Raw genomic sequence first — 20457 nt, 5'->3', positions numbered from 1 at the left:
TGCTCGGAAGGCCCATCTACAGCTCAACAGCTCATAAAGGTGCGCCTCCTCGCCAGTTCTGCCCAGCATTGCTTTAGCGCGCGAGACGCTGCACAGGTCTCGAAAGCCAGTTTGTCGATCCGAAGCCCAGCCAACCATGAGGCCCACCATGACCGCTCCTTCCGCCATTCGCCGACTCAACGCTGCCGATGCCGACTTTGCCCGTCATCTGGACCATCTGCTGAGCTGGGAAAGTGTTTCTGATGACGGTGTGAACGAGCGGGTCCTCGAGATCATCAAGGCCGTGCGCGAGCGTGGTGATGCAGCGGTTGTCGAACTGACCCAGCGCTTCGATGCTCTGGAAGTCGCCTCCATGGCGGACCTGATCCTTCCGCGCGCGCGCCTGGAGCAGGCGCTCGAGCGGATCACGCCAGCGCAGCGCGAGGCCCTGGAGATCGCCGCCGAGCGCGTACGCAGCTATCACGAGCGGCAGAAACAGGACTCCTGGACCTACACCGAAGCCGACGGCACGGTGCTCGGTCAGAAGGTCACCCCGCTCGATCGCGCCGGCCTCTACGTGCCGGGCGGCAAGGCTTCCTACCCATCTTCTGTGCTGATGAATGCCATCCCGGCCAAGGTCGCCGGCGTGCCGGAGGTGGTCATGGTGGTGCCCACACCGCGCGGCGAGGTCAACGAGCTGGTGCTGGCTGCTGCCTGCATCGCCGGCGTAGACCGCGTCTTCACCATTGGCGGGGCGCAGGCCGTCGCAGCATTGGCCTATGGCACCGAGAGCGTACCGCCGGTGGACAAGATCGTCGGCCCGGGCAATATCTACGTCGCCACGGCCAAGCGCCACGTGTTCGGTAAGGTCGGCATCGACATGATCGCCGGGCCGTCGGAAATTCTCGTGGTCTGCGATGGCCAGACCGATCCGGACTGGATCGCCATGGACCTGTTCTCCCAGGCCGAACACGACGAGGATGCGCAGTCGATCCTGGTCAGCCCGGACGCCGCTTTCCTCGATCGCGTCGCCGAGAGCATTGCCAGTCTGCTGCCGACCCTGGAGCGCGCCGACATCGCTCGCACCTCCCTTGAGGGCCGCGGCGCGCTGATCCAGGTGGCCGACATGCAGCAGGCCATCGAGGTGGCCAACCGCATCGCCCCTGAGCACCTGGAACTTTCGGTCGCCGAGCCGGAACAATGGCTGCCGCAGATTCGTCATGCCGGTGCGATCTTCATGGGCCGCTACACCGCCGAGGCGCTGGGTGATTACTGCGCAGGGCCCAACCACGTGCTGCCGACCTCCGGTACCGCGCGCTTTTCCTCGCCGCTGGGCGTTTACGACTTCCAGAAGCGCTCGTCGATCATCAATTGCTCGGCCGAGGGCGCTTCGACGCTGGGCAAGGTGGCATCGGTTCTGGCCCGTGGTGAATCGCTGACCGCTCACGCGCGCAGCGCCGAGTACCGGATCAAGTAAGCCGTAAGGTGGGAGCGAGGCCGCCGACCCCTTCCGCCTGATGTCACTGGTGGAAAGCGTCACGCGATTTCCACCCTACGCCAAGCAGATCGAATTCGAGGAGAGAAGGGCGGTGAGCAAATTCTGGAGCCCCTTCGTCAAGGACCTGGTGCCCTATGTGCCGGGCGAGCAGCCCAAGTTGAGCAAGCTGGTCAAGCTCAACACCAACGAGAATCCCTATGGCCCGTCGCCGCGGGCAATCGCCGCCATGCAGGCGGAAATCAACGACGGCCTGCGGCTGTATCCTGACCCCAACGGCGAGCGCCTGAAGCAGGCTGTGGCGGACTACTACGGTGTGCAGATGGCGCAGGTGTTCGTCGGCAACGGCTCGGACGAAGTGCTGGCGCATGCTTTTCACGGCCTGTTCCAGCATGGCCGCCCGCTGCTGTTTCCGGACGTGACATATAGCTTCTACCCGGTCTATTGCGGCCTGTACGGCATCGACTACCACGCCGTTGCGCTGAACGAGCAGTTCCAGATCGACGTGGCGGATTATCAGCGGCCGAACGGCGGCATCATCTTTCCCAACCCGAACGCTCCGACTGGTTGCCTGCTGCCGCTTGAGGCTATCGAACGATTGCTGCAGGCCAATAGCGAGTCCGTCGTGCTCGTCGACGAGGCCTATGTGGACTTCGGTGGCGAGTCGGCGATTGCGCTGGTCGATCGCTATCCGAACCTGCTGGTCACCCAGACGCTTTCCAAGTCTCGCTCGCTGGCCGGTCTGCGGGTCGGCCTGGCGGTAGGACATCCGGACCTGATCGAGGCGCTGGAGCGGATCAAGAACAGCTTCAACTCCTACCCGCTGGACCGCATCGCCATCGCCGGCGCGGCTGCAGCGTTCGCGGATCGTGAGTATTTCGAGCAGACCTGCCGGCAGGTCATCGCCAGCCGCGAGGCGGTGGCGGCGGCGCTTCACGAGCGCGGCTTCGAGGTGCTGCCGTCGGCGGCGAACTTCATTTTCGCGCGTCACCCTCAGCGCGACGCCGCCGCCATCGCCGCAGCGCTGCGCGAGCAGGGCGTGATCGTGCGTCACTTCAAGCAGCCGCGCATCGAGCAGTTCCTGCGCATCACCATCGGCACGCCGGAACAGAACCAGGCTCTGCTCGAGGCGCTCGGCTAACGCAGGGCGGGCGCGTCCTCCGGTGGTTTTTCGGGGGGCGTCCCGGGTTACTTCGGCGCCACTGGCGGGCGCATGCCCACTTCCGCCGTCAACGTCAGCGGTTTGCCGTTGCGCAGAATGTCGATATCGATCTTCTCGCCTGGGCGGGCGCGGGCAACCTGGTTCATCGAGCTGCGTCCGTCGGCCGACTGTACGCCGTCGATGCTCAGGATCAGATCGCCCGGCTGCAGCCCGGCACGAGCAGCCGGACCGTCGCGGTAAACGCCCGCGACGACGATGCCCGGGCGGCCTTCCTGGCCGAACGACTCGGCAAGCTCCTGGGTCAGCGATTGCACCTCCACGCCGAGCCAGCCGCGAATAACCTGGCCGTGTTCGATGATCGATTTCATCACCTCCAGCGCAAGCTTCACCGGGATGGCGAATCCGATGCCCTGCGAACCGCCGGACTCGGAAATGATGGCGGTGTTGATGCCGATCAGGTTGCCTCCGGCATCCACCAGCGCGCCACCCGAGTTGCCACGGTTGATCGCAGCATCGGTCTGGATGAAGTCCTCGTAGGTATTGAGGCCCAGCTGGTTGCGACCGGTGGCGCTGATGATGCCCATGGTGACGGTCTGCCCGACGCCGAAGGGGTTGCCTATCGCCAGGGTGACGTCGCCTACGCGAATGCGGTCGGAATGGCCGAGCGTGATGGCGGGCAGGTCGGCCAGGTCGATCTTGAGCACGGCGAGGTCGGTTTCCGGATCGCTGCCGATCACCCTGGCCAAGGTTTCGCGGCCGTCCTTGAGCGCTACCACGATCTGCTCAGCGTTGGCCGTCACATGGTTGTTCGTGAGCAGGTAGCCTTCCGAACTCATGATCACCGCCGAGCCGAGGCTGGACTCCATCCGCCGCTGCCTTGGCAGGTTGTCGCTGAAGAAGCGCTGGAACAGGGGATCCTTGGATAGCGGCGGCTGCTGCTCGGTCTTTTCGATAACCTTGGTGGTGTACAGGTTGGCAACGGCCGGTGCGGCCCCGGCCACGGCATTGGCGTAGGAGTACGGGCCCTGCTGCGGTGCGGCGGCCACCAGCGGCGCCTGTTGCAGGCCGAGGTCGTGCTTCTTGAGTCCTACCAGCTGCGGATAACGCTGGATGATCAGCAGTGCTACGAGTAGACCGACCAGCAGCGGCCAGCCGAGGAAACGCAGGGCATTGAACATCGCGCGGGAGTCCGGACAGAGTTGCGGGCATGGGGAGTGCCCCTTAGTCGGGTAGGGACAGGCCATTACTGGCCCGTCCCCCCCTAAGAACCGTACGTGCGGCTTTCACCGCATACGGCTCAAGTTTACGAAAAGCCAGCCTATGGCTGGCCGGCAACTATGGTGGCGATATTAACATTACCCTCCATATCGCAGAGCTACCTTTTCACGCTGGCTGTGCACCAGCGCATGGCAGTTGGGATGAAGCAGCATACGATTCCTCAGAGTATCCGGCCCGCCGTCCACACGCCTGATGACGTGATGGTCGTGCCAGCCGGTTTCCTTGTTGATCGCATGTCCGCACAGGGCACAAAGCCCCTTCTGCCTGCGGAAGATGCTGAGTATCTGCCCCCGATAACGCAGCGAGTGCTGCATCCGTTTGACCCTCAGCGCTTCCCACTTCAGCTCCTGCATCGCGTCGTAGGGCTGATACTCACCCGGTAGACGCTTGTGACGCACGATTGCGGTTTCCGCCAGCCCGTACAGCCGTCGGAACTGCCTTTCTCCCTTGCCATTCTTGTAGGGATACGCAAACACCCAGTTCTGCCTGCCTATGGATCGGAAGTATTTATTCCTGATCCAGTCAGCCGACTTCTTCGGATGCCTACGCTTCGCCCACCTCCAGAGTCGCCAGAACACCAAGTGATCAAGCTTGCTGAAGGTCTGTTTTGCCACGACCGGGGAGTGGTATTGCGCCCACCCTCTCAGTACCGGGTTCAGCTGGCCGATCAACGCGTCCTGCGTCAGAGCCCCGCTGCCTTTGATGATCTCGCGCACTTTCCGATAGAACGCCGAGACGTTCTTCTTCGAGGGTTTGATCAACAGCTTGGCGTTCCTATACGGCGATTTCGGCACGTACTTCCTGAAATTCCACCCCAGAAAATCGAAGCCTTGATGGATATGCGTGATCTGCGTTTTCTCCCGTGACAGCGCAACCCCTCGTACCGACAGGAATTGCTCTACCCAGGGTTTGACCTCCTCTTCCAACAGCTCTTTCGAGGCTGCTGTCACGACGAAGTCATCCGCATAGCGCACACACTGCACTTTGATCTTCCTGGCCTTCATGGCACCCAGCTTCTGCGCCAGATGGCGCTTCAGCTGAGTCTCCAGACCATTCAGGGTGGCGTTTGCCAGACAGGGCGAGATAATTCCTCCCTGCGGCGTCCCGGCCTCCGTAGCCATGAGTTGTCGCCGGTCGATAACCCCGGCCTTCAACCATTTGCGCAGCACCTTCCTATCCATCGGGACATTCCGGCACAGCCACTCGTGGTTAATGTTGTCGAAGAACCCTTTGATATCACCTTCCAGAATCCAGACCGGCGCCGTTTGCGGCGACAGCAGGTGGAAAAGCTCAACCATTGCGTCAGCAGTCGAACGATCCGGGCGAAATCCATAGGACTTCGGATCGCTGGTGCTTTCCACGACAGGCTCCAACGCTTGGAGATACAGCGCCTGCATGGCCCGATCCAACATCGTCGGGATACCCAGCGGGCGTTTCTCCTGTTTACCGGGCTTCGGTATCCATACCCGCCACAGCGGTCTGGGCCGATAGCCTCGTTGTTTCGACAGACGTCCCACGGCATGGAGCTTGGCCTGAGGCGTTCCCCAGGTTTCTCCATCGACACCCGGCGTCTTACGACCCCGGTTCTCCGTGACTCGTCTTACGGCCAGACAGCGACCATAGAACGAGTGGGTCAGCAGTCGTTGCAGGCGTTTAACCCTGCGCCAGTCGCCTTCCCGAGTTGCCTGCGCAATCTTTAGCTGCGTTTTCCGAACGGTTTGTTGAATTCTGGCCCAATCGAGATCGTGCCAGTTCTTCATCCCGTCGAAGGACGCAGACGCGACCGGTGCTGCTGGTTGCGTTTTCATACAGTCCTCCTGAAATGCACGACATTCAGGACGGACTACTCCCCTATGGGCAGTAGTCGCCCATAGGGTCGTTTGTTATCGCTGGAATCAGCGGCTCTTCTTGCGCTCGTAAACCAGATGCACGTCAGCCAGGGTTGCCCCTGCCGGTAATGTCTCAACCGGTATGCCACCCATTACAGGTAGCCCTTCGCTTTTTGCATCCTCCCATTCCCCACACCCATCAGCGCCCCTTGCGGTTTGCCTGCCTGACCGATGTTGCTGGCCAGGCGAGTGGTCGGGATTGCCACGTTCCCCGAGTCGCATCAATTCCCCGTTTAGGCTTCGTCTTTCCCCCGGCAGTCGTCGTGGTACCGCATCACACTCACCTACTGTGATGACCGACTGCGTTGCCGTTTGGCTGGGGCCGATAATTGCCGTAGGCCCGTCAATGCTTACGGAGGTTCTGGCGACGATTCACATGTGTTAGCCATGCGGGTTGGGTCATTAGCCTCGACACGTCCGTGCAATTCGGACGCGAAGCGTTCTCCGTCACCGGATAACACCCTCTTGCGAGCGAGACATTGTTAATCAGGCTTCACACCTTGGAGTTGGCCCCCAACGCATGCCGATCTAATGAACTGGCGGGTACACGCCAGGCTCGGTACTCCCTGAACAAGCAGAGCTGAGCAATGCGATTCGGAGCTTGACGCTCCGTGCTTGGTTCAACGTCCCCCAACGTCTCACGACGGTGATAAAGGCTCTATGCCCAACGTGAGGGACGAAATCTGCCCAGAGGGCGGAATTCACCCCATGGGTTAGACATTATTTGTAACAATCGAGCCAGGCTGGATTGCTACTTTCTGGTTTCTACACCCCATTGCGGACCCATTTTGGGTGCGAATTGATGCAGATTTATTGCCTCGCTTCGACAAAACGCAGAGCGTCCGAAGCGTAGGATTACCAGGCAAAGCCGGTACATTGACTGCTGTTTTAGGCATCAACCCCTTGATATCAAAGGATTTGGAGCCATGGTGCAGTGAACCAGACCAACCACGACACGTACACACGTGTCGCACAGGTGGCGGCATTATACGAAGCTCTTACTGAAATGCAGCTTCATGCGTGCATGATTTGCCGCGACCGTTAGCCGAGAAATTTATCGGGCAGTGTCGCATTGACCAAGAGGTTTCCCATGACTGTTGCGCTCACCACCCTGGTTCAGGAAGCAGATCGTTATCTGGATGCCGCCAGGATCTCCGATTACTGCCCCAACGGCCTGCAAGTGGAGGGACGGCAGCAGGTGGCGCGAATCGTCAGCGGTGTGACGGCCAGCCAGGCGCTGCTGGATGCGGCGGTCGAGGCGCACGCAGATGTAGTGCTGGTGCACCACGGGTACTTCTGGAAGAACGAGGACGCGCGCATCGTCGGCATGAAGCAGCGGCGTCTGAAAACGCTGCTTAGCAACGATATCAGTCTGCTGGCCTACCACCTGCCGCTCGATGTCCATCCAGAGGTCGGTAACAATATCCGGCTGGGGCAGCTGCTGGGGGTAACTGCAGAGGGGCCGCTGGAGCCGGGAAACCCACGCTCGGTGGGTTTGGTGGGGTCGCTGTGCGAGCCTATGTCCCCGCTAGATTTCATGCGTCGGATACACGAGGTGCTTGGACGAGAGCCGCTGATGGTTGAAGGCAGTAGCCCAATTCAGCGTGTTGCCTGGTGTACTGGTGGTGCGCAGGGCTATATCGAACAGGCGGTCGCGGTCGGGGTGGATGCCTATGTCACAGGCGAGATCTCCGAGCCCACAGCGCATATCGCACGTGAGAACGGTCTGAGCTTCTTTGCCGCCGGCCATCACGCGACAGAGCGTTATGGGGTGTGCGCGCTGGGTGAATACCTTGCCAACCGCTTCGGCATCGAGCACCTGTTTATTGATTGCCCGAACCCCGCGTAGAGTTTGCCTTGTGAGCGCAGTGGGGCATGCGCTCTCCATTATCAGCGGTCCCGCAGCACGGCGGCGAGTCGATATAAATCTATAGCTTTTAGATCTAAAAGGCTGCCTGATTAGAATTGAAGGTCGTGTTAGAGTTGCGCCCATTCCACGGCCGGCCGGCCGTCCATCTGCCAAATCGTGAGTAGCCATGGTCGACAAACTGACGCATCTGAAACAGCTGGAGGCGGAAAGCATCCATATTATTCGCGAGGTTGCTGCGGAGTTCGGCAACCCGGTGATGCTCTATTCCATTGGCAAGGATTCGGCCGTGATGCTGCACCTGGCGCGCAAGGCCTTCTTCCCGGGCAAGCTGCCGTTTCCTGTGCTGCATGTCGATACACGCTGGAAATTCCAGGAGATGTACCGTTTTCGCGAGAAGATGGTCAGCGAGATGGGGTTGGACCTGATCACCCACATCAACCCGGACGGTGTGGCGCAGGACATGAACCCCTTCACCTATGGCAGCGCCAAGCACACCGATGTGATGAAGACCGAGGGCCTCAAGCAGGCGCTGGACAAGTACGGCTTCGACGCCGCCTTCGGTGGTGCTCGCCGCGACGAGGAAAAGTCCCGTGCCAAAGAGCGCGTCTACTCCTTCCGTGACAGCAAGCACCGCTGGGACCCGAAGAATCAGCGCCCCGAGCTGTGGAACCTGTACAACGGCAAGGTGAAGAAGGGCGAGTCCATCCGTGTGTTCCCGCTGTCGAACTGGACCGAGCTGGACATCTGGCAGTACATCTATCTGGAGCAGATCCCGATCGTGCCGCTGTACTTCGCTGCCGAGCGCGAAGTGGTCGAGCTCAACGGCACCCTGGTGATGATCGATGACGAGCGAATCCTCAGCTACCTCACGCCCGAACAGAAGGCGAGCATCCACAAGAAGATGGTGCGTTTCCGCACCCTCGGCTGCTACCCGCTGACCGGTGCGGTCGAGTCCACCGCGACCACGCTGCCGGAGATCATCCAGGAAATGCTCCTGACCCGGACCTCCGAACGCCAGGGCCGCGTCATCGACCACGATGCCACGGGCTCGATGGAAGAAAAGAAACGCCAGGGTTACTTCTAAGGAAACGCATCATGAGTCATCAATCCGAACTGATCAGCGAGGACATCCTCGCCTACCTGGCGCAACACGAGCGCAAGGAACTGCTGCGTTTCCTGACCTGCGGTAACGTCGATGACGGCAAGAGCACGCTGATCGGCCGCCTGCTGCACGACTCGAAGATGATCTACGAGGACCACCTCGAAGCCATCACCCGCGACTCGAAGAAGGTCGGCACTACCGGCGAAGACGTCGATCTGGCGCTGCTGGTCGATGGCCTGCAGGCCGAGCGCGAGCAGGGCATCACCATCGATGTGGCGTACCGTTATTTTTCCACCGCCAAGCGCAAGTTCATCATTGCCGATACTCCTGGCCACGAGCAGTACACCCGCAACATGGCCACCGGCGCGTCCACCTGCGACCTGGCGATCATTCTGGTCGATGCGCGCTATGGCGTGCAGACCCAGACCAAGCGTCACAGCTTCATCACCTCGCTGTTGGGCATCAAGCACATCGTCGTCGCCATCAACAAGATGGACCTGATGAACTTCGATCAGGACGTGTTCGAGCGCATCAAGGCCGACTACCTGGCATTCGCCGAGCGCATCGAGCTGAAGCCGTCGTCCCTGCACTTCGTGCCGATGTCGGCGCTCAAGGGCGATAACGTGGTCAATCGCAGCGAGCGTGCGCCCTGGTACCAGGGCCAGTCGCTGATGGAGATTCTCGAGAGTGTCGAGATCGCAGGGGACCGCAACTTCGATGATCTGCGCTTCCCGGTGCAGTACGTCAATCGCCCCAACCTCAACTTCCGCGGTTTCGCCGGGACCCTGGCGAGCGGCATCGTGCGCAAGGGCGACGAGATCGCCGTGCTGCCGTCCGGCAAGACCAGTCGAGTCAAGTCCATCGTCACCTTCGATGGTGAGCTCGAGCAGGCGACCCCTGGCGAGGCTGTCACCCTGACGCTGGAAGATGAGATCGATGTCTCCCGCGGCGACATGCTGGTGCATGCCGACAGTCGCCCGCGTATCGCTGACAGCTTCGAGGCGATGCTCGTGTGGATGGGCGAAGAGCCGATGCTGCCGGGCAAGAAATACGACATCAAGCGCGCCACCAGTTACGTGCCGGGCTCCATCGCCAGCATCAGCCATAAGGTGGATGTGAACACGCTGGAAAAGGGCGCTGCGAGTAGCCTTCAGCTCAACGAGATCGGCAAGGTCAAGGTTAGCCTGGACGCGCCGATCGCCCTGGACGGCTACGCACAGAACCGCACCACCGGTGCGTTCATTGTCATCGATCGCCTCACCAATGGTACCGTCGGCGCCGGCATGATCATCGCCGACCCGGTTGCCCATGGATCGGGCGGCCATCACGGTGCGCTGGCGCATGTTTCAACGGAAGAGCGCGCCACACGCTTCGGTCAGCGGCCGGCAACCGTGCTGTTCACTGGGCTTTCCGGCGCCGGCAAGAGCACCCTGGCCTATGCGGTGGAACGCAAGTTGTTCGATATGGGCCGCGCTGTGTACGTGCTGGATGGGCAGAACCTGCGTCACGACCTGAACAAAGGCCTTCCGCAGGACCGGGCAGGTCGCACCGAGAATTGGCGCCGTGCCGCCAATGTGGCCCGTCAGTTCAACGAGGCAGGCCTGCTAACGCTCGCCGCATTTGTCGCTCCGGACGCGGAAGGCCGCGAGCAGGCCAGGGTGCTGATTGGCACTGATCGGGCTATCACCGTTTATGTTCAGGCTTCACCGCAGGCCTGCCAGCAGCGCGATCCGCAAGGGCTGTATGCAGCTGGCGGCGACAACATTCCGGGCGAATCCTTCCCCTACGACGTGCCGGCGAACGCTGATCTGGTGATCGACACCGAGTCGCTGAGCGTAGAAGAGGGTGCCAAGCAGGTCATCGACCTGTTGCGTAAGCGCGGCGTTATCTAGCGCACCTTCTGTTGAAACAAAAACGCCCTGCCCATGCAGGGCGTTTTTGCTTGGGCGAAGTCGTCCCTATTAGCTGTAGGGCGGGTGCAGTAGTAGGGCGGGTGAAACCCGCCGAAAGCAATTCGTCGTGGTTGAATGAACAGCGGTGCCGTTGTGGGACGCCCCCGTAAGATATAAATCCCCGGCCAGCCAGGCAGGGTTTCGTATGTGACCGTCAGGCGGTGCGTAACCGCGCGGGTTTCACCCGCCCTACAGCGCTTTTCTGGGAGCATCCAATTTGCAGGGCGGGTGCAACCCGCCAAGAGCAACCTCGCACCAGCGATTTTCTCCGAGCATCCAAGCCTTGGTTGTCAGCCTTTGCACTATTGGTTGCGGGGGCATCCCGGTGCGGCGGGTTTTGCCCACGTTGGGTTGATGCCATGTATGGGGTACGCTTGCGGCAATCAATGAACATGGATGTTATTGAATGTCCCACTACCGCCGTGCAGCTGTGCCTGGAGGCTCCTATTTCTTCACCGTCGTAACAGAGCGGCGCCAGCCGATCTTGATCGACCCTGCCGTTCGTTTGGCTCTGCGTGAAGCCATCGTCTCGGTTAGGCAAACGTTGCCTTTCAGAATTGATGGCTGGGTTCTGCTTCCTGATCATTTGCATGCAATCTGGACACTGCCGGATGGTGACGCTGATTTCTCCAACCGCTGGCGCCTGATCAAGCGCCACGTGACCCACGTCTGTAGTCCTGATTATCGCCGTCCTGAGCTTTTGACACAGCGTCGCTGTGCCAAGCAATACGGCACGCTATGGCAACACCGTTTTTGGGAGCACCTTATTAGGGATGAACGAGACCTCCGACAACATATGGATTACCTGCACGCCAACCCGGTGAAGCATGGGCTTGTTAATGCTGCTATTGATTGGCAGTGGTCGTCGTTCCATCGCTGGGTTCGGCATGGCGTTTATCTTCCCGATTGGGCTGGAAGCGGCGTGGCGGGCGCCACCATGCACGACGTTGAATAACCGTAGGGCGGGTGCAACCCGCCGATATCAGGTTGGCGCGTCGCCAAACGTCAGCAAGGCAGCGCCCCGGTTCCCATGATGTTTGGCCATGTCCCGTTGTGTACCGGTGCAGGAAAACAACACCCCGCCGGTGTGGGCGGGGTTTTTGGGTACCGGTCAGGTGAGGTGTAACCGCGCGGGTCGCACGGTGCCAAAGCCAATGTAGGGCGGGTGATACCCGCCGATAACGGGTTGGCGTGACGCAAACGTCAGCAAGGCAGCGGCCGATTTTCATTATGTTGGCCATGTTTCGTCGATGCAGAAAAAACGAAACCCCGCCGGCGAGGGTAGGGTTTCGTATGTGGCCATCAGGTGGTGCATAACCGCGCGGGTTTCACCCGCCCTACAGGGCTGCGTAGGTTGAAATAGCCGAAGGAGTATTCCGACGGACAAGAAGGTCGAGTTAATTTTGGTGTTTGGCCGGGAAGTGCCCTCTGCGGTAGTCGACGTTAGCGTTTCTGGTGATGCCTAGGTACGACGACGATTCACCATATCAGCGGGCTCACAAACGGCAAAACGCCCCGCACGAAGGCGAGGCGTTTAGTTTGCAATGGCGGGTCGGTTTGGTGAGTGATGGATTGCGCTTCGCTAATCCATCCTGCAAATTGATCCGCCTTACCGTGTTAGCCGTGCAAACGCCATTAGCAAATGCTTTCGGCGTTACGAACGCTTGGCGCAGTTGTTCGGGAGGACTTTATCATCAAGGTTGCTGGTGCAGACCCAAGCGCCGTCAGTCGGGTTATAAGTGAAGTCAATGGTTTTGCCGCTTACTAGAGCATTAACGTTTGTAGTCTTATAAGTAGCCAATAGCTTGCATTTTCCACTATCAACGGAAGCTGCGATTGATGCTACGTACTGGCCGCTCAGGGTCAAGCCGTTGAGCGCGCCGGCCGGAGTTGGCGGAGTACCGGTGCCAGCAGCAGCGGTGCTACAAGATGCCGTTCCGGAGTTGCTCATGCCTTCAACTACCGGAGTTTTCAGGCCGCCCAGCAGACTTACTGCTTCGGCAGCTTGCGCTCTTGCCGTGTAGTTTTGGTATTGCGGAATCGCAATTGCCGCGAGAATACCGATAATCGCCACAACGATCATCAATTCAATCAGCGTAAAACCTTTTTGCATCTGAGCTTTCATGTGTTTCTCCTTGAAATGTTAGGCAGTTGAGCCTGCTCTCCGTCTTGCAGTCTGCGTGCCAACTTGTCCAGCCCCCGATTCCTGCGGCTCCGCGAAACAATGTGAACTAGGCACGCTGCCTTGATTCGCGCCCTTCTGACAAAATTCGTCACCGTGCTCGGCGCTGTTTGGCACCCGTTGTTATCTGCGCTATAAGGCTTGGCATTAATACGGGAAAACCAAGCCCATGACGGACAATATCGCTCTATCCGGTCTCGCCAAGCAGATGGTGCTGACAGGTCTCCTTGACGACAAGACGGCGCAGCAAGCGCAACAGCAGGCAGCGCGTAACAAGTTGTCGTTGGTTACCTATGTCGTCCAGAACAAGTTGGCCAAAGGCCGCGCCATAGCCGAGCTTGCTTCCGATCAATTCGGTGTAGCGCTGCTGGACCTGTCTGCGCTGAACAAGGAGTCGCTGCCCAAGGATCTGATCAGTGAGAAGTTGGCCCGCCAACATCGGGTGCTGCCGCTTTCCAAGCGCGGCACCAAGCTTTATGTCGCCATCTCCGATCCGGCTAATCATCAATCGATTGCCGATATCCAGTTCAGTACCGGGCTGAGCATCGAGTCGATTCTGGTGGAAGACGACAAGCTGGGCGAGGCCATCGACAAACTGTACGAAAGCGGCGCCACCGGACTAGAGGAGCTGGGCGAAGTCGATCTGGATGGGGTCGATGTCGAGTCCGTCACCGAAGATGGAAAAGCTGAGGAAGGCGGAGAGGCTGCTGACGACGCCCCTGTAGTGCGCTTCGTCAACAAGATGCTGCTCGACGCCATTCGTGGTGGCTCGTCCGATTTGCACTTCGAGCCCTACGAAAAAGCCTACCGCGTGCGGCTTCGCACGGATGGCATTCTGCATGAAGTGGCGCGCCCGCCGATCCAGCTGGCGCCTCGGATTTCGGCGCGACTCAAGGTCATGGCAGGCTTGGATATTTCCGAGCGGCGCAAGCCGCAGGATGGGCGGATCAAGATGAAGCTCTCCAAGAGCAAGGCCATCGATTTCCGGGTCAACACGCTACCGACTTTGTGGGGTGAAAAGATTGTAATGCGGATTCTTGACCCCTCGAGTGCTCAAATGGGCATCGATGCGCTGGGATATGAGGAGGATCAGAAAGAGCTGTATATGAATGCCCTGCGGCAACCGCAGGGCATGATTCTCGTGACCGGTCCGACGGGCTCCGGTAAGACGGTATCCCTTTACACCGGGTTGAACATCCTCAACACCGTCGATGTGAACATTTCGACGGCGGAGGATCCGGTAGAGATCAACCTCGAGGGTATCAACCAGGTCAACGTCAATCCTAAACAGGGCATGGACTTCGCCCAGGCCCTTCGCGCCTTCCTGCGTCAGGATCCGGACATCATCATGGTAGGGGAGATCCGCGATCTGGAGACCGCCGAGATTGCGATCAAGGCGGCGCAGACGGGCCATATGGTGATGTCGACACTTCATACCAATAGCGCTGCGGAAACCCTGACGCGTCTGCGCAACATGGGGGTGCCTGCGTTCAACATCGCGACCTCCGTGAACCTGATCATTGCTCAGCGTCTGGCACGAAAGCTCTGCAATAGCTGCAAGAAAGAGGTTGATGTCCCCCGTGATGTTTTGCTGCGCGAAGGGTTCCCTGAGCAGAAGCTTGGAACCTTCAAGATTTATGGTCCGGTAGGTTGCGACAACTGCAAGGGCGGCTACAAGGGGCGCGTCGGTATTTATGAAGTGGTTAAAAACACGCCATCGTTGCAGCGGATTATCATGGAAGACGGAAACTCCATCGATATTTCAACCCAGATGCGCAAAGACGGCTTCAACGACCTGCGGACCTCGGCTTTGCTGAAAGCCATGCAGGGCGTGACCAGCCTCGAAGAAGTCAATCGGGTCACCAAGGATTAAGCATGGCGCAGAAAGCGATCAGAACCAGTGTGTTCAGCTGGGAGGGAACCGACCGCAAGGGCAGCAAGGTCAAGGGTGAGCTTAGTGGTGCGAGCCCGGCGCTGGTGAAGGCGCAATTGCGCAAGCAAGGGATCAATCCACAGAAAGTGCGCAAGAAGTCCGTATCTCTGTTTGGAGCGGGCAAGAAAATTAAACCCATGGATATCGCGCTGTTCACCCGACAGATGGCGACGATGATGAAAGCCGGTGTGCCGCTGCTGCAATCCTTCGATATCATCGGTGAGGGTTTCGACAATCCGAACATGCGCAAGCTGGTGGATGACCTGAAGCAGGAAGTTGCGGCAGGTAACAGTTTCGCGACGGCTTTGCGCAAGAAGCCACAATACTTCGATGATCTTTATTGCAACTTGGTCGATTCCGGTGAGCAATCCGGTGCCTTGGAAACCTTGCTCGATCGCGTGGCGACTTACAAGGAAAAGACTGAGGCATTGAAGGCCAAGATCAAGAAGGCGATGAACTATCCCATTGCGGTAGTCTTGGTGGCGGTCATCGTGTCGGCCATTCTGTTGATCAAGGTGGTGCCACAGTTCCAAGAAGTATTCGCCAACTTCGGGGCCGAGCTTCCAGCTTTTACCTTGATGGTCATTGGATTGTCGGAAGCGCTGCAGGAGTGGTGGTTCATTGTTCTGGCGGGGTTGATCGTGGGGGCGTTTGCTTTCAAGGAGGCGCACAAGCGCTCCGAAAAATTTCGCAATTGGTTCGATCGTTTGCTGCTGAAGGTGCCAGTTGTTGGTGACATTCTTTACAAGTCATCTGTCGCCCGCTTCGCCCGCACTCTATCGACGACTTTCGCTGCGGGCGTGCCACTTGTGGATGCGCTGGATTCGGTGGCTGGGGCTACAGGCAATGTGGTCTTTCGAAGTGCGACGATGAAAGTCAAGAATGATGTGTCCACCGGCATGCAGCTTAACTTCTCCATGCGCACCACGGGCACGTTCCCTACAATGGCAGTGCAGATGACAGCAATCGGTGAAGAGTCTGGTTCACTTGATGAGATGCTGGCTAAGGTTGCGACTTTCTATGAGGACGAAGTCGATAACATGGTAGATAGCCTGACTAGCCTGATGGAGCCGATGATCATGGCCGTGCTCGGGGTTCTGGTGGGTGGCTTGATCATCGCTATGTACCTTCCGATCTTCCAGCTAGGTGCTGTCGTTTAAGTATGGGTTTGATTGATTTCTTGGCCAGCCATGTGCTGGCCTTTGTTTTGTCTGCTGCAGTGCTCGGTCTGCTGGTTGGCAGCTTTCTCAATGTCGTGATTTACCGTTTGCCAATAATGATGCAGCGCGAATGGCGCATGCAGGCGCGGGAATACTTGGAGTATCCGCCCGAGCCATTTGGGGAGCGTTTCAATCTACTGGTGCCGAGTTCACGCTGCCCTCACTGCGGTCATCGTATCCGTGCCTGGGAGAACATTCCCTTGGTCAGCTGGCTGGCGCTGCGTGGAAAGTGCTCGTCTTGTCAGGCGCCGATCAGCTGTCGATATCCGTTGGTTGAGCTGGCGTGTGGCGTGCTATCCGGATACGTGGCATGGCATTTCGGTTTTTCCTGGCAGGCAGGGGCGATGCTTCTGCTGACCTGGGGGTTGCTGGCGATGAGCTTGATCGATGTCGATCATCAGTTGCTGCCTGACTCGCTCGTGCTGCCGCTCTTGTGGGTAGGGTTGATTGCCAACAGCTTTGCTCTGTTCGCCTCTCTCGAGGATGCGCTGTGGGGGGCGATAGCCGGTTACCTGAGCCTATGGTCCGTTTATTGGCTGTTCAAGCTGATCACAGGCAAAGAGGGGATGGGCTACGGCGATTTCAAGCTGCTGGCGATGCTTGGTGCCTGGGGTGGCTGGCAGGTTCTGCCGCTCACTATCTTGCTGTCGTCGGTGGTCGGCGCCGTGCTTGGCAGTATTCTGCTGAGGGTGCAGCGGGCTGAAAGCAGTACGCCCATTCCGTTCGGGCCGTATCTGGCGATAGCGGGGTGGATTGCGTTGCTTTGGGGCGACCGAATTACCGAAAGCTACCTCCAGTTCGCTCGCTTCTGACTGCGCTCGGTCGGTCGACCTGTCACCGATCGGCTTTTCTCTGTCGTCCTATTTCGAACGCTGAGGCTTGCGCACAGCTCGCCGAGTGGTTACTACTGCGCGCGTCTTATTTGGCCTGGGATATTAGACGGATGAAGCCTTGGGTTCTCGGGTTGACCGGCGGTATTGGCAGTGGCAAGACTGCAGTGGCAAACCAGTTTGAAAGTCTTGGCGTGCATGTAGTCGATGCCGATGAAGCGGCGCGATGGGTCGTTGAGCCCGGCCGCCCGGCGTTGCGGCAGATTGCTGAGCATTTCGGCGATGCCGTACTGCTGCCAGAGGGCGGCTTGAATCGTGCTGTGCTGCGTGAGCGAGTATTTGCGAACACGGCTGAGCGCCAATGGCTCGAGAGCCTTTTGCATCCTCTGATTCGCGCCGAGGTGGCGCAGCACCTGGCGGCAGCGACGTCTCCTTACGCCATCATGGTGTCTCCGTTGCTTATAGAAACCGGGCAGTATCGCCAGGTCGAGCGTGTACTGGTGGTCGATGTGCCGGATACTCTCCAGGTCGTTCGCACCGCGGCTCGTGATCAGGCAACTGAAGAGCAGGTGCGGGCGATTATCCAGGTCCAGGCCAGGCGGGAGGAGCGCCTGCGGCATGCGGACGATGTCCTTGTAAATGACCGTGATCTGGCGTGGCTCAAATCGGAAGTCGAGCGTTTGCACCGCTTCTATCTGACATTGCGAGGAGGCCAGAAATGACCGCGACTGTAGTCGAGTGCCCCACCTGCGGGGCGCCAGTGGAGTGGGGGCCTCAGAGCCCAAGTCGGCCGTTTTGCTCTGAGCGCTGCAAACTCATCGATCTTGGGGCTTGGGCTGCGGAGGAGCACGCCATTCCCGGAAGCGATCTGGAGGATGAGCTGTTTTCCGGTGATCTGCCGCCCCGCGAGCATTGACTCGCAGTTTCCTCATTTATCTTCTTTCCAGGGCGCCTGCAGGTAGCGGCTCTGGTTGAAGCTTTCCATCCAGTCCGGATAGAAGACGACCAGCGCCGTGATTGCCGTGCCGTTGATGAACGCCTCGGGAAACATCACGAGCCAGATGTAGCCGGCAAAGTCTTCCAGCCAGGGCGGCATCGGGTAGCGGCCATCGATCAGCAGTATGCCGAGGGATGCCAGGATGCAGGCCAGGGCGGCGAGTGCCGCTGGAAAGAAGCCCGCAAAGAAGATGAAGACGAAGAGGTTGCGCGGCTGGGATCGCTCCACCAGGCGGGCGCAGATGACTGTGACAAAGACCGGGATCAACACCAGCAGCACGCCGTTGGTCCCCAGGGCGGTGAGATGCTGATGGCCGGTGAGGGTCAGGCCCAGCTGGGCCGCCAGGGCTGCGATGATCGCCAGCGGCCAGTCGAGCAGCAGAGTAACTGCCGTCAGTCCGATGAAGTGGAATGAAAGACCGGAGTCGAAGTCCCGGCGAACCAACCACAGCAGAAAGATGGCCAGCATCGCTCCGAACAGCAGGTGTTGCCGTCGCGCATCGCTGAAGAGCTCGACCCAGGGGGCGCGCCACGCCGCCCAGAGCAAGGCAAGCGAGTAGATCAGCCAACCTGCGACAAGGGTGGAGGGAGCTAGGAGATGCGCGGCGATCATCCTGTCGGATCCTGTGTGTCGTTACCTGAAACTGCTGATGGCTCGTTTTTTCTGTGTCAGGGCGCCGGGTTCGGTTGCGCCGTATGAATGGCGTCGATGGCTGCCAAGACTTCGTTCGACAGTGTCAGATCAAGGCTGCCGATATTGGATTCGAGCTGCTGCAGTGTCGTGGCACCGATGATATTGCTGGTGACGAAGGGCCGGGATGTTACGTAGGCAAGGGCCATCTGCGCGGGCTCCAGGCCATGCTGGTGGGCCAGGGCGACATAGCGGGAACAGGCGGCTCGTGCCTGTGGGTTGTTGTAGCGTGCGAAGCGCTGGAATAGTGAAAGTCGCGCATTCGCCGGGCTGGCGCCGTTTTCGTATTTGCCGCTCAGCATGCCGAACGCCAGTGGCGAGTATGCCAGCAGTCCGCACTGTTCACGCATGCTGATCTCCGCCAGGCCCACCTCAAAGCTGCGGTTGAGGAGGTTGTAGGGGTTCTGTATCGAGACGGCGCGCGGCCATTTGTGCGTCTCGGCCAGTTGCAGATACTTCATGGTGCCCCAGGGGGTCTCGTTGGAAATGCCAATGTGGCGGATTCGACCGGCTCTGACTTCGTCATCAAGGGCGGCAAGCGTTTCTTCCAGAGGTGTGAAATCGTCGTCCGGCAGGTGCTGGTAGCCCAAACGCCCGAAAAAGTTCGTGCTGCGTTCCGGCCAATGCAGCTGATAAAGGTCGATCCAGTCGGTTTGCAGTCGGCGCAGGCTGTCATCAAGGGCGGTGCGAATGTGCTCACGGTTGAATCGCGGACGGCCGTTGCGAATGTGGCTGATGCCGTTGCCAGGGCCGGCGATCTTGGTTGCGAGTATCCACTCGGCTCGATCGCCGCGGCTCTTGAAGTAGTTGCCAATGTACTGCTCGGTGGTGGCGTAGGTTTCCGGGCGCGGCGGAACGGGATACATCTCCGCAGTATCGATGAAGTTGATGCCAGCGGCTTTGGCCATGTCGATCTGGGCGAGGGCGTCGGCCTCGGTGTTCTGCTCGCCCCATGTCATGGTGCCGAGGCAGAGTGAGCTTACGTTCAGGTCGGTTCGGCCGAGTGGACGAAATTCCATGGAGTGCCTCCGGGCTGGCGAAAGTTTTAGGGATGCGAGATTAACGAAGTTCGCCCAATAGCTGACATGAGAGTGATCGCGACCGCCCGAAGTGCCCGATGGGGCTCTGGCATATAGCGCGGTGCATGCACGCCGACGCTTGCTGAGATGACGGGCGCTTCGGAACTCCGAGAGGATAAATGTTGGTTGCTATTTTTCTGGCAATCAGGATAATTCCGCAGCCTGTCGGCGGGGATGCCTAGTCCGTCGATGCAAGCCAATGGTAGGGGATGCCTAGCCTACCGAACCACTGCCGTGGCGGACGCGCTGACCCGAGCCCCCGATAGCGTCTGTTTCCGGCTGCCCTGTTCTTGTCAGGGCGAGCACTATTCAGTAAGATTCGCCGTCTTATTTTCAGGGCGGCCCCTGAGGCTATAACGAATGAAGACATTTACTGCTAAACCGGAAACCGTCAAGCGCGACTGGTTCGTCGTCGACGCTGCCGGCCAGACCCTGGGTCGTCTGGCAACCGAAATCGCCAGCCGCCTGCGTGGCAAGCACAAGCCGGAATACACCCCTCACGTCGATACTGGCGATTACATCGTCGTGATCAACGCTGAGCAAGTGCGTGTTACCGGTGCCAAGACCAGCGACAAGATGTACTACTCTCACTCCGGTTTCCCGGGTGGCATCAAGTCGATCAACTTCGAGAAGCTGATCGCCAAGGCGCCCGAGCGCGTGATCGAGACTGCGGTCAAGGGCATGCTGCCGAAGAACCCGCTGGGTCGCGACATGTATCGTAAGCTGAAGGTCTACAAGGGTGCCAATCACCCGCACACCGCTCAGCAGCCCCAAGAACTGAAGATTTAACGGAATAGTT

17 protein-coding genes are annotated in these 20457 nt (G+C 59.3%); 12 read left to right on the top strand and 5 right to left on the bottom strand.

Annotated elements, in window-relative coordinates; genetic code table 11:
* Positions 1 to 148: 148 nt before the first annotated feature.
* Both hisD and hisC read left to right on the top strand, forming a co-directional pair.
* Complete coding sequence (gene hisD, locus P5703_RS16985) at positions 149 to 1456, top strand: histidinol dehydrogenase (RefSeq protein ID WP_285588301.1); 1308 nt, start codon at positions 149 to 151, stop codon at positions 1454 to 1456.
* A gap of 112 nt (positions 1457 to 1568) precedes the next feature.
* Positions 1569 to 2615: a histidinol-phosphate transaminase gene (hisC, locus tag P5703_RS16980; protein WP_285588298.1), complete on the top strand. Its 1047-nt coding sequence runs from the start codon at positions 1569 to 1571 to the stop codon at positions 2613 to 2615.
* 47 nt (positions 2616 to 2662) lie between these two features.
* Here the strand turns inward: hisC and algW are convergent, their stop codons facing one another.
* Both algW and ltrA read right to left on the bottom strand, forming a co-directional pair.
* A complete protein-coding gene (gene algW, locus P5703_RS16975; RefSeq protein WP_242100617.1) occupies positions 2663 to 3814 on the bottom strand; it encodes a Do family serine endopeptidase AlgW in 1152 nt (383 codons plus the stop codon).
* 177 nt (positions 3815 to 3991) lie between these two features.
* Complete coding sequence (ltrA, locus tag P5703_RS16970; RefSeq protein WP_169917517.1) at positions 3992 to 5722, bottom strand: group II intron reverse transcriptase/maturase; 1731 nt, start codon at positions 5720 to 5722, stop codon at positions 3992 to 3994.
* Positions 5723 to 6893: 1171 nt separating this feature from the next.
* On the opposite strand from ltrA, the gene P5703_RS16965 reads away from it, so the two are divergent.
* The 4 genes from P5703_RS16965 to P5703_RS16950 all read left to right on the top strand — a co-directional run bounded on the left by P5703_RS16965 (position 6894) and on the right by P5703_RS16950 (position 11682).
* Positions 6894 to 7652 (top strand): Nif3-like dinuclear metal center hexameric protein, encoded by a 759-nt coding sequence (locus P5703_RS16965; RefSeq protein ID WP_285588294.1) that lies wholly within the window; start codon positions 6894 to 6896, stop codon positions 7650 to 7652.
* A 187-nt stretch (positions 7653 to 7839) separates the two neighbouring features.
* Positions 7840 to 8757, top strand: coding sequence for a sulfate adenylyltransferase subunit CysD (gene cysD, locus P5703_RS16960; RefSeq protein ID WP_011912238.1), 918 nt, complete (start codon positions 7840 to 7842; stop codon positions 8755 to 8757).
* A gap of 11 nt (positions 8758 to 8768) precedes the next feature.
* Positions 8769 to 10667: a sulfate adenylyltransferase subunit CysN gene (gene cysN, locus P5703_RS16955; RefSeq protein ID WP_285588291.1), complete on the top strand. Its 1899-nt coding sequence runs from the start codon at positions 8769 to 8771 to the stop codon at positions 10665 to 10667.
* A 466-nt stretch (positions 10668 to 11133) separates the two neighbouring features.
* The gene (locus tag P5703_RS16950; RefSeq protein WP_125856245.1) at positions 11134 to 11682 is read left to right on the top strand and encodes an REP-associated tyrosine transposase; all 549 of its coding nucleotides are present in this window, start codon (positions 11134 to 11136) and stop codon (positions 11680 to 11682) included.
* Between the two features lie 699 nt (positions 11683 to 12381).
* On the opposite strand, the gene P5703_RS16945 is transcribed toward P5703_RS16950, so the two are convergent.
* Positions 12382 to 12852: a pilin gene (locus tag P5703_RS16945; protein WP_285588286.1), complete on the bottom strand. Its 471-nt coding sequence runs from the start codon at positions 12850 to 12852 to the stop codon at positions 12382 to 12384.
* 226 nt (positions 12853 to 13078) lie between these two features.
* Between P5703_RS16945 and pilB the strand changes: the two genes are divergently transcribed.
* The 5 genes from pilB (at position 13079) to yacG (ending at position 17808) form a co-directional block, all read left to right on the top strand.
* A complete protein-coding gene (gene pilB / locus P5703_RS16940; RefSeq protein WP_285588283.1) occupies positions 13079 to 14782 on the top strand; it encodes a type IV-A pilus assembly ATPase PilB in 1704 nt (567 codons plus the stop codon).
* A 2-nt stretch (positions 14783 to 14784) separates the two neighbouring features.
* Positions 14785 to 16002 (top strand): type II secretion system F family protein, encoded by a 1218-nt coding sequence (locus P5703_RS16935; RefSeq protein WP_265661083.1) that lies wholly within the window; start codon positions 14785 to 14787, stop codon positions 16000 to 16002.
* Between the two features lie 2 nt (positions 16003 to 16004).
* Positions 16005 to 16874, top strand: a complete 870-nt coding sequence (locus P5703_RS16930) for a prepilin peptidase (RefSeq protein WP_125912601.1) — start codon at positions 16005 to 16007, stop codon at positions 16872 to 16874.
* Between the two features lie 131 nt (positions 16875 to 17005).
* Positions 17006 to 17614 (top strand): dephospho-CoA kinase, encoded by a 609-nt coding sequence (coaE, locus tag P5703_RS16925; protein WP_279645036.1) that lies wholly within the window; start codon positions 17006 to 17008, stop codon positions 17612 to 17614.
* Positions 17611 to 17808 carry a DNA gyrase inhibitor YacG gene (gene yacG, locus P5703_RS16920; RefSeq protein WP_041771656.1) on the top strand — a complete coding sequence of 66 codons (198 nt, stop codon included), beginning with the start codon at positions 17611 to 17613 and terminating at the stop codon, positions 17806 to 17808. The genes coaE and yacG overlap by 4 nt, the downstream gene beginning before the upstream one ends.
* 12 nt (positions 17809 to 17820) lie before the next feature.
* Here yacG and P5703_RS16915 read toward each other — a convergent pair whose 3' ends face one another.
* Positions 17821 to 18501: an energy-coupling factor ABC transporter permease gene (locus P5703_RS16915; protein WP_013981946.1), complete on the bottom strand. Its 681-nt coding sequence runs from the start codon at positions 18499 to 18501 to the stop codon at positions 17821 to 17823.
* 56 nt (positions 18502 to 18557) lie between these two features.
* A complete protein-coding gene (locus P5703_RS16910) occupies positions 18558 to 19598 on the bottom strand; it encodes an NADP(H)-dependent aldo-keto reductase (protein WP_285588273.1) in 1041 nt (346 codons plus the stop codon).
* Between the two features lie 420 nt (positions 19599 to 20018).
* Between P5703_RS16910 and rplM the strand changes: the two genes are divergently transcribed.
* On the top strand, positions 20019 to 20447 hold the full coding sequence (gene rplM / locus P5703_RS16905) for a 50S ribosomal protein L13 (RefSeq protein WP_003287302.1): 429 nt from the start codon (positions 20019 to 20021) through the stop codon (positions 20445 to 20447).
* The last annotated feature ends 10 nt before the right edge of the window (positions 20448 to 20457 follow it).

The sequence above is a fragment of the Stutzerimonas sp. FeSN7 genome (assembly GCF_030263795.1).
GTDB lineage: Bacteria > Pseudomonadota > Gammaproteobacteria > Pseudomonadales > Pseudomonadaceae > Stutzerimonas > Stutzerimonas stutzeri.
Note: the sequence above shows the minus strand (reverse complement) of the source record. Positions and strands in the feature narration are given on the sequence as shown.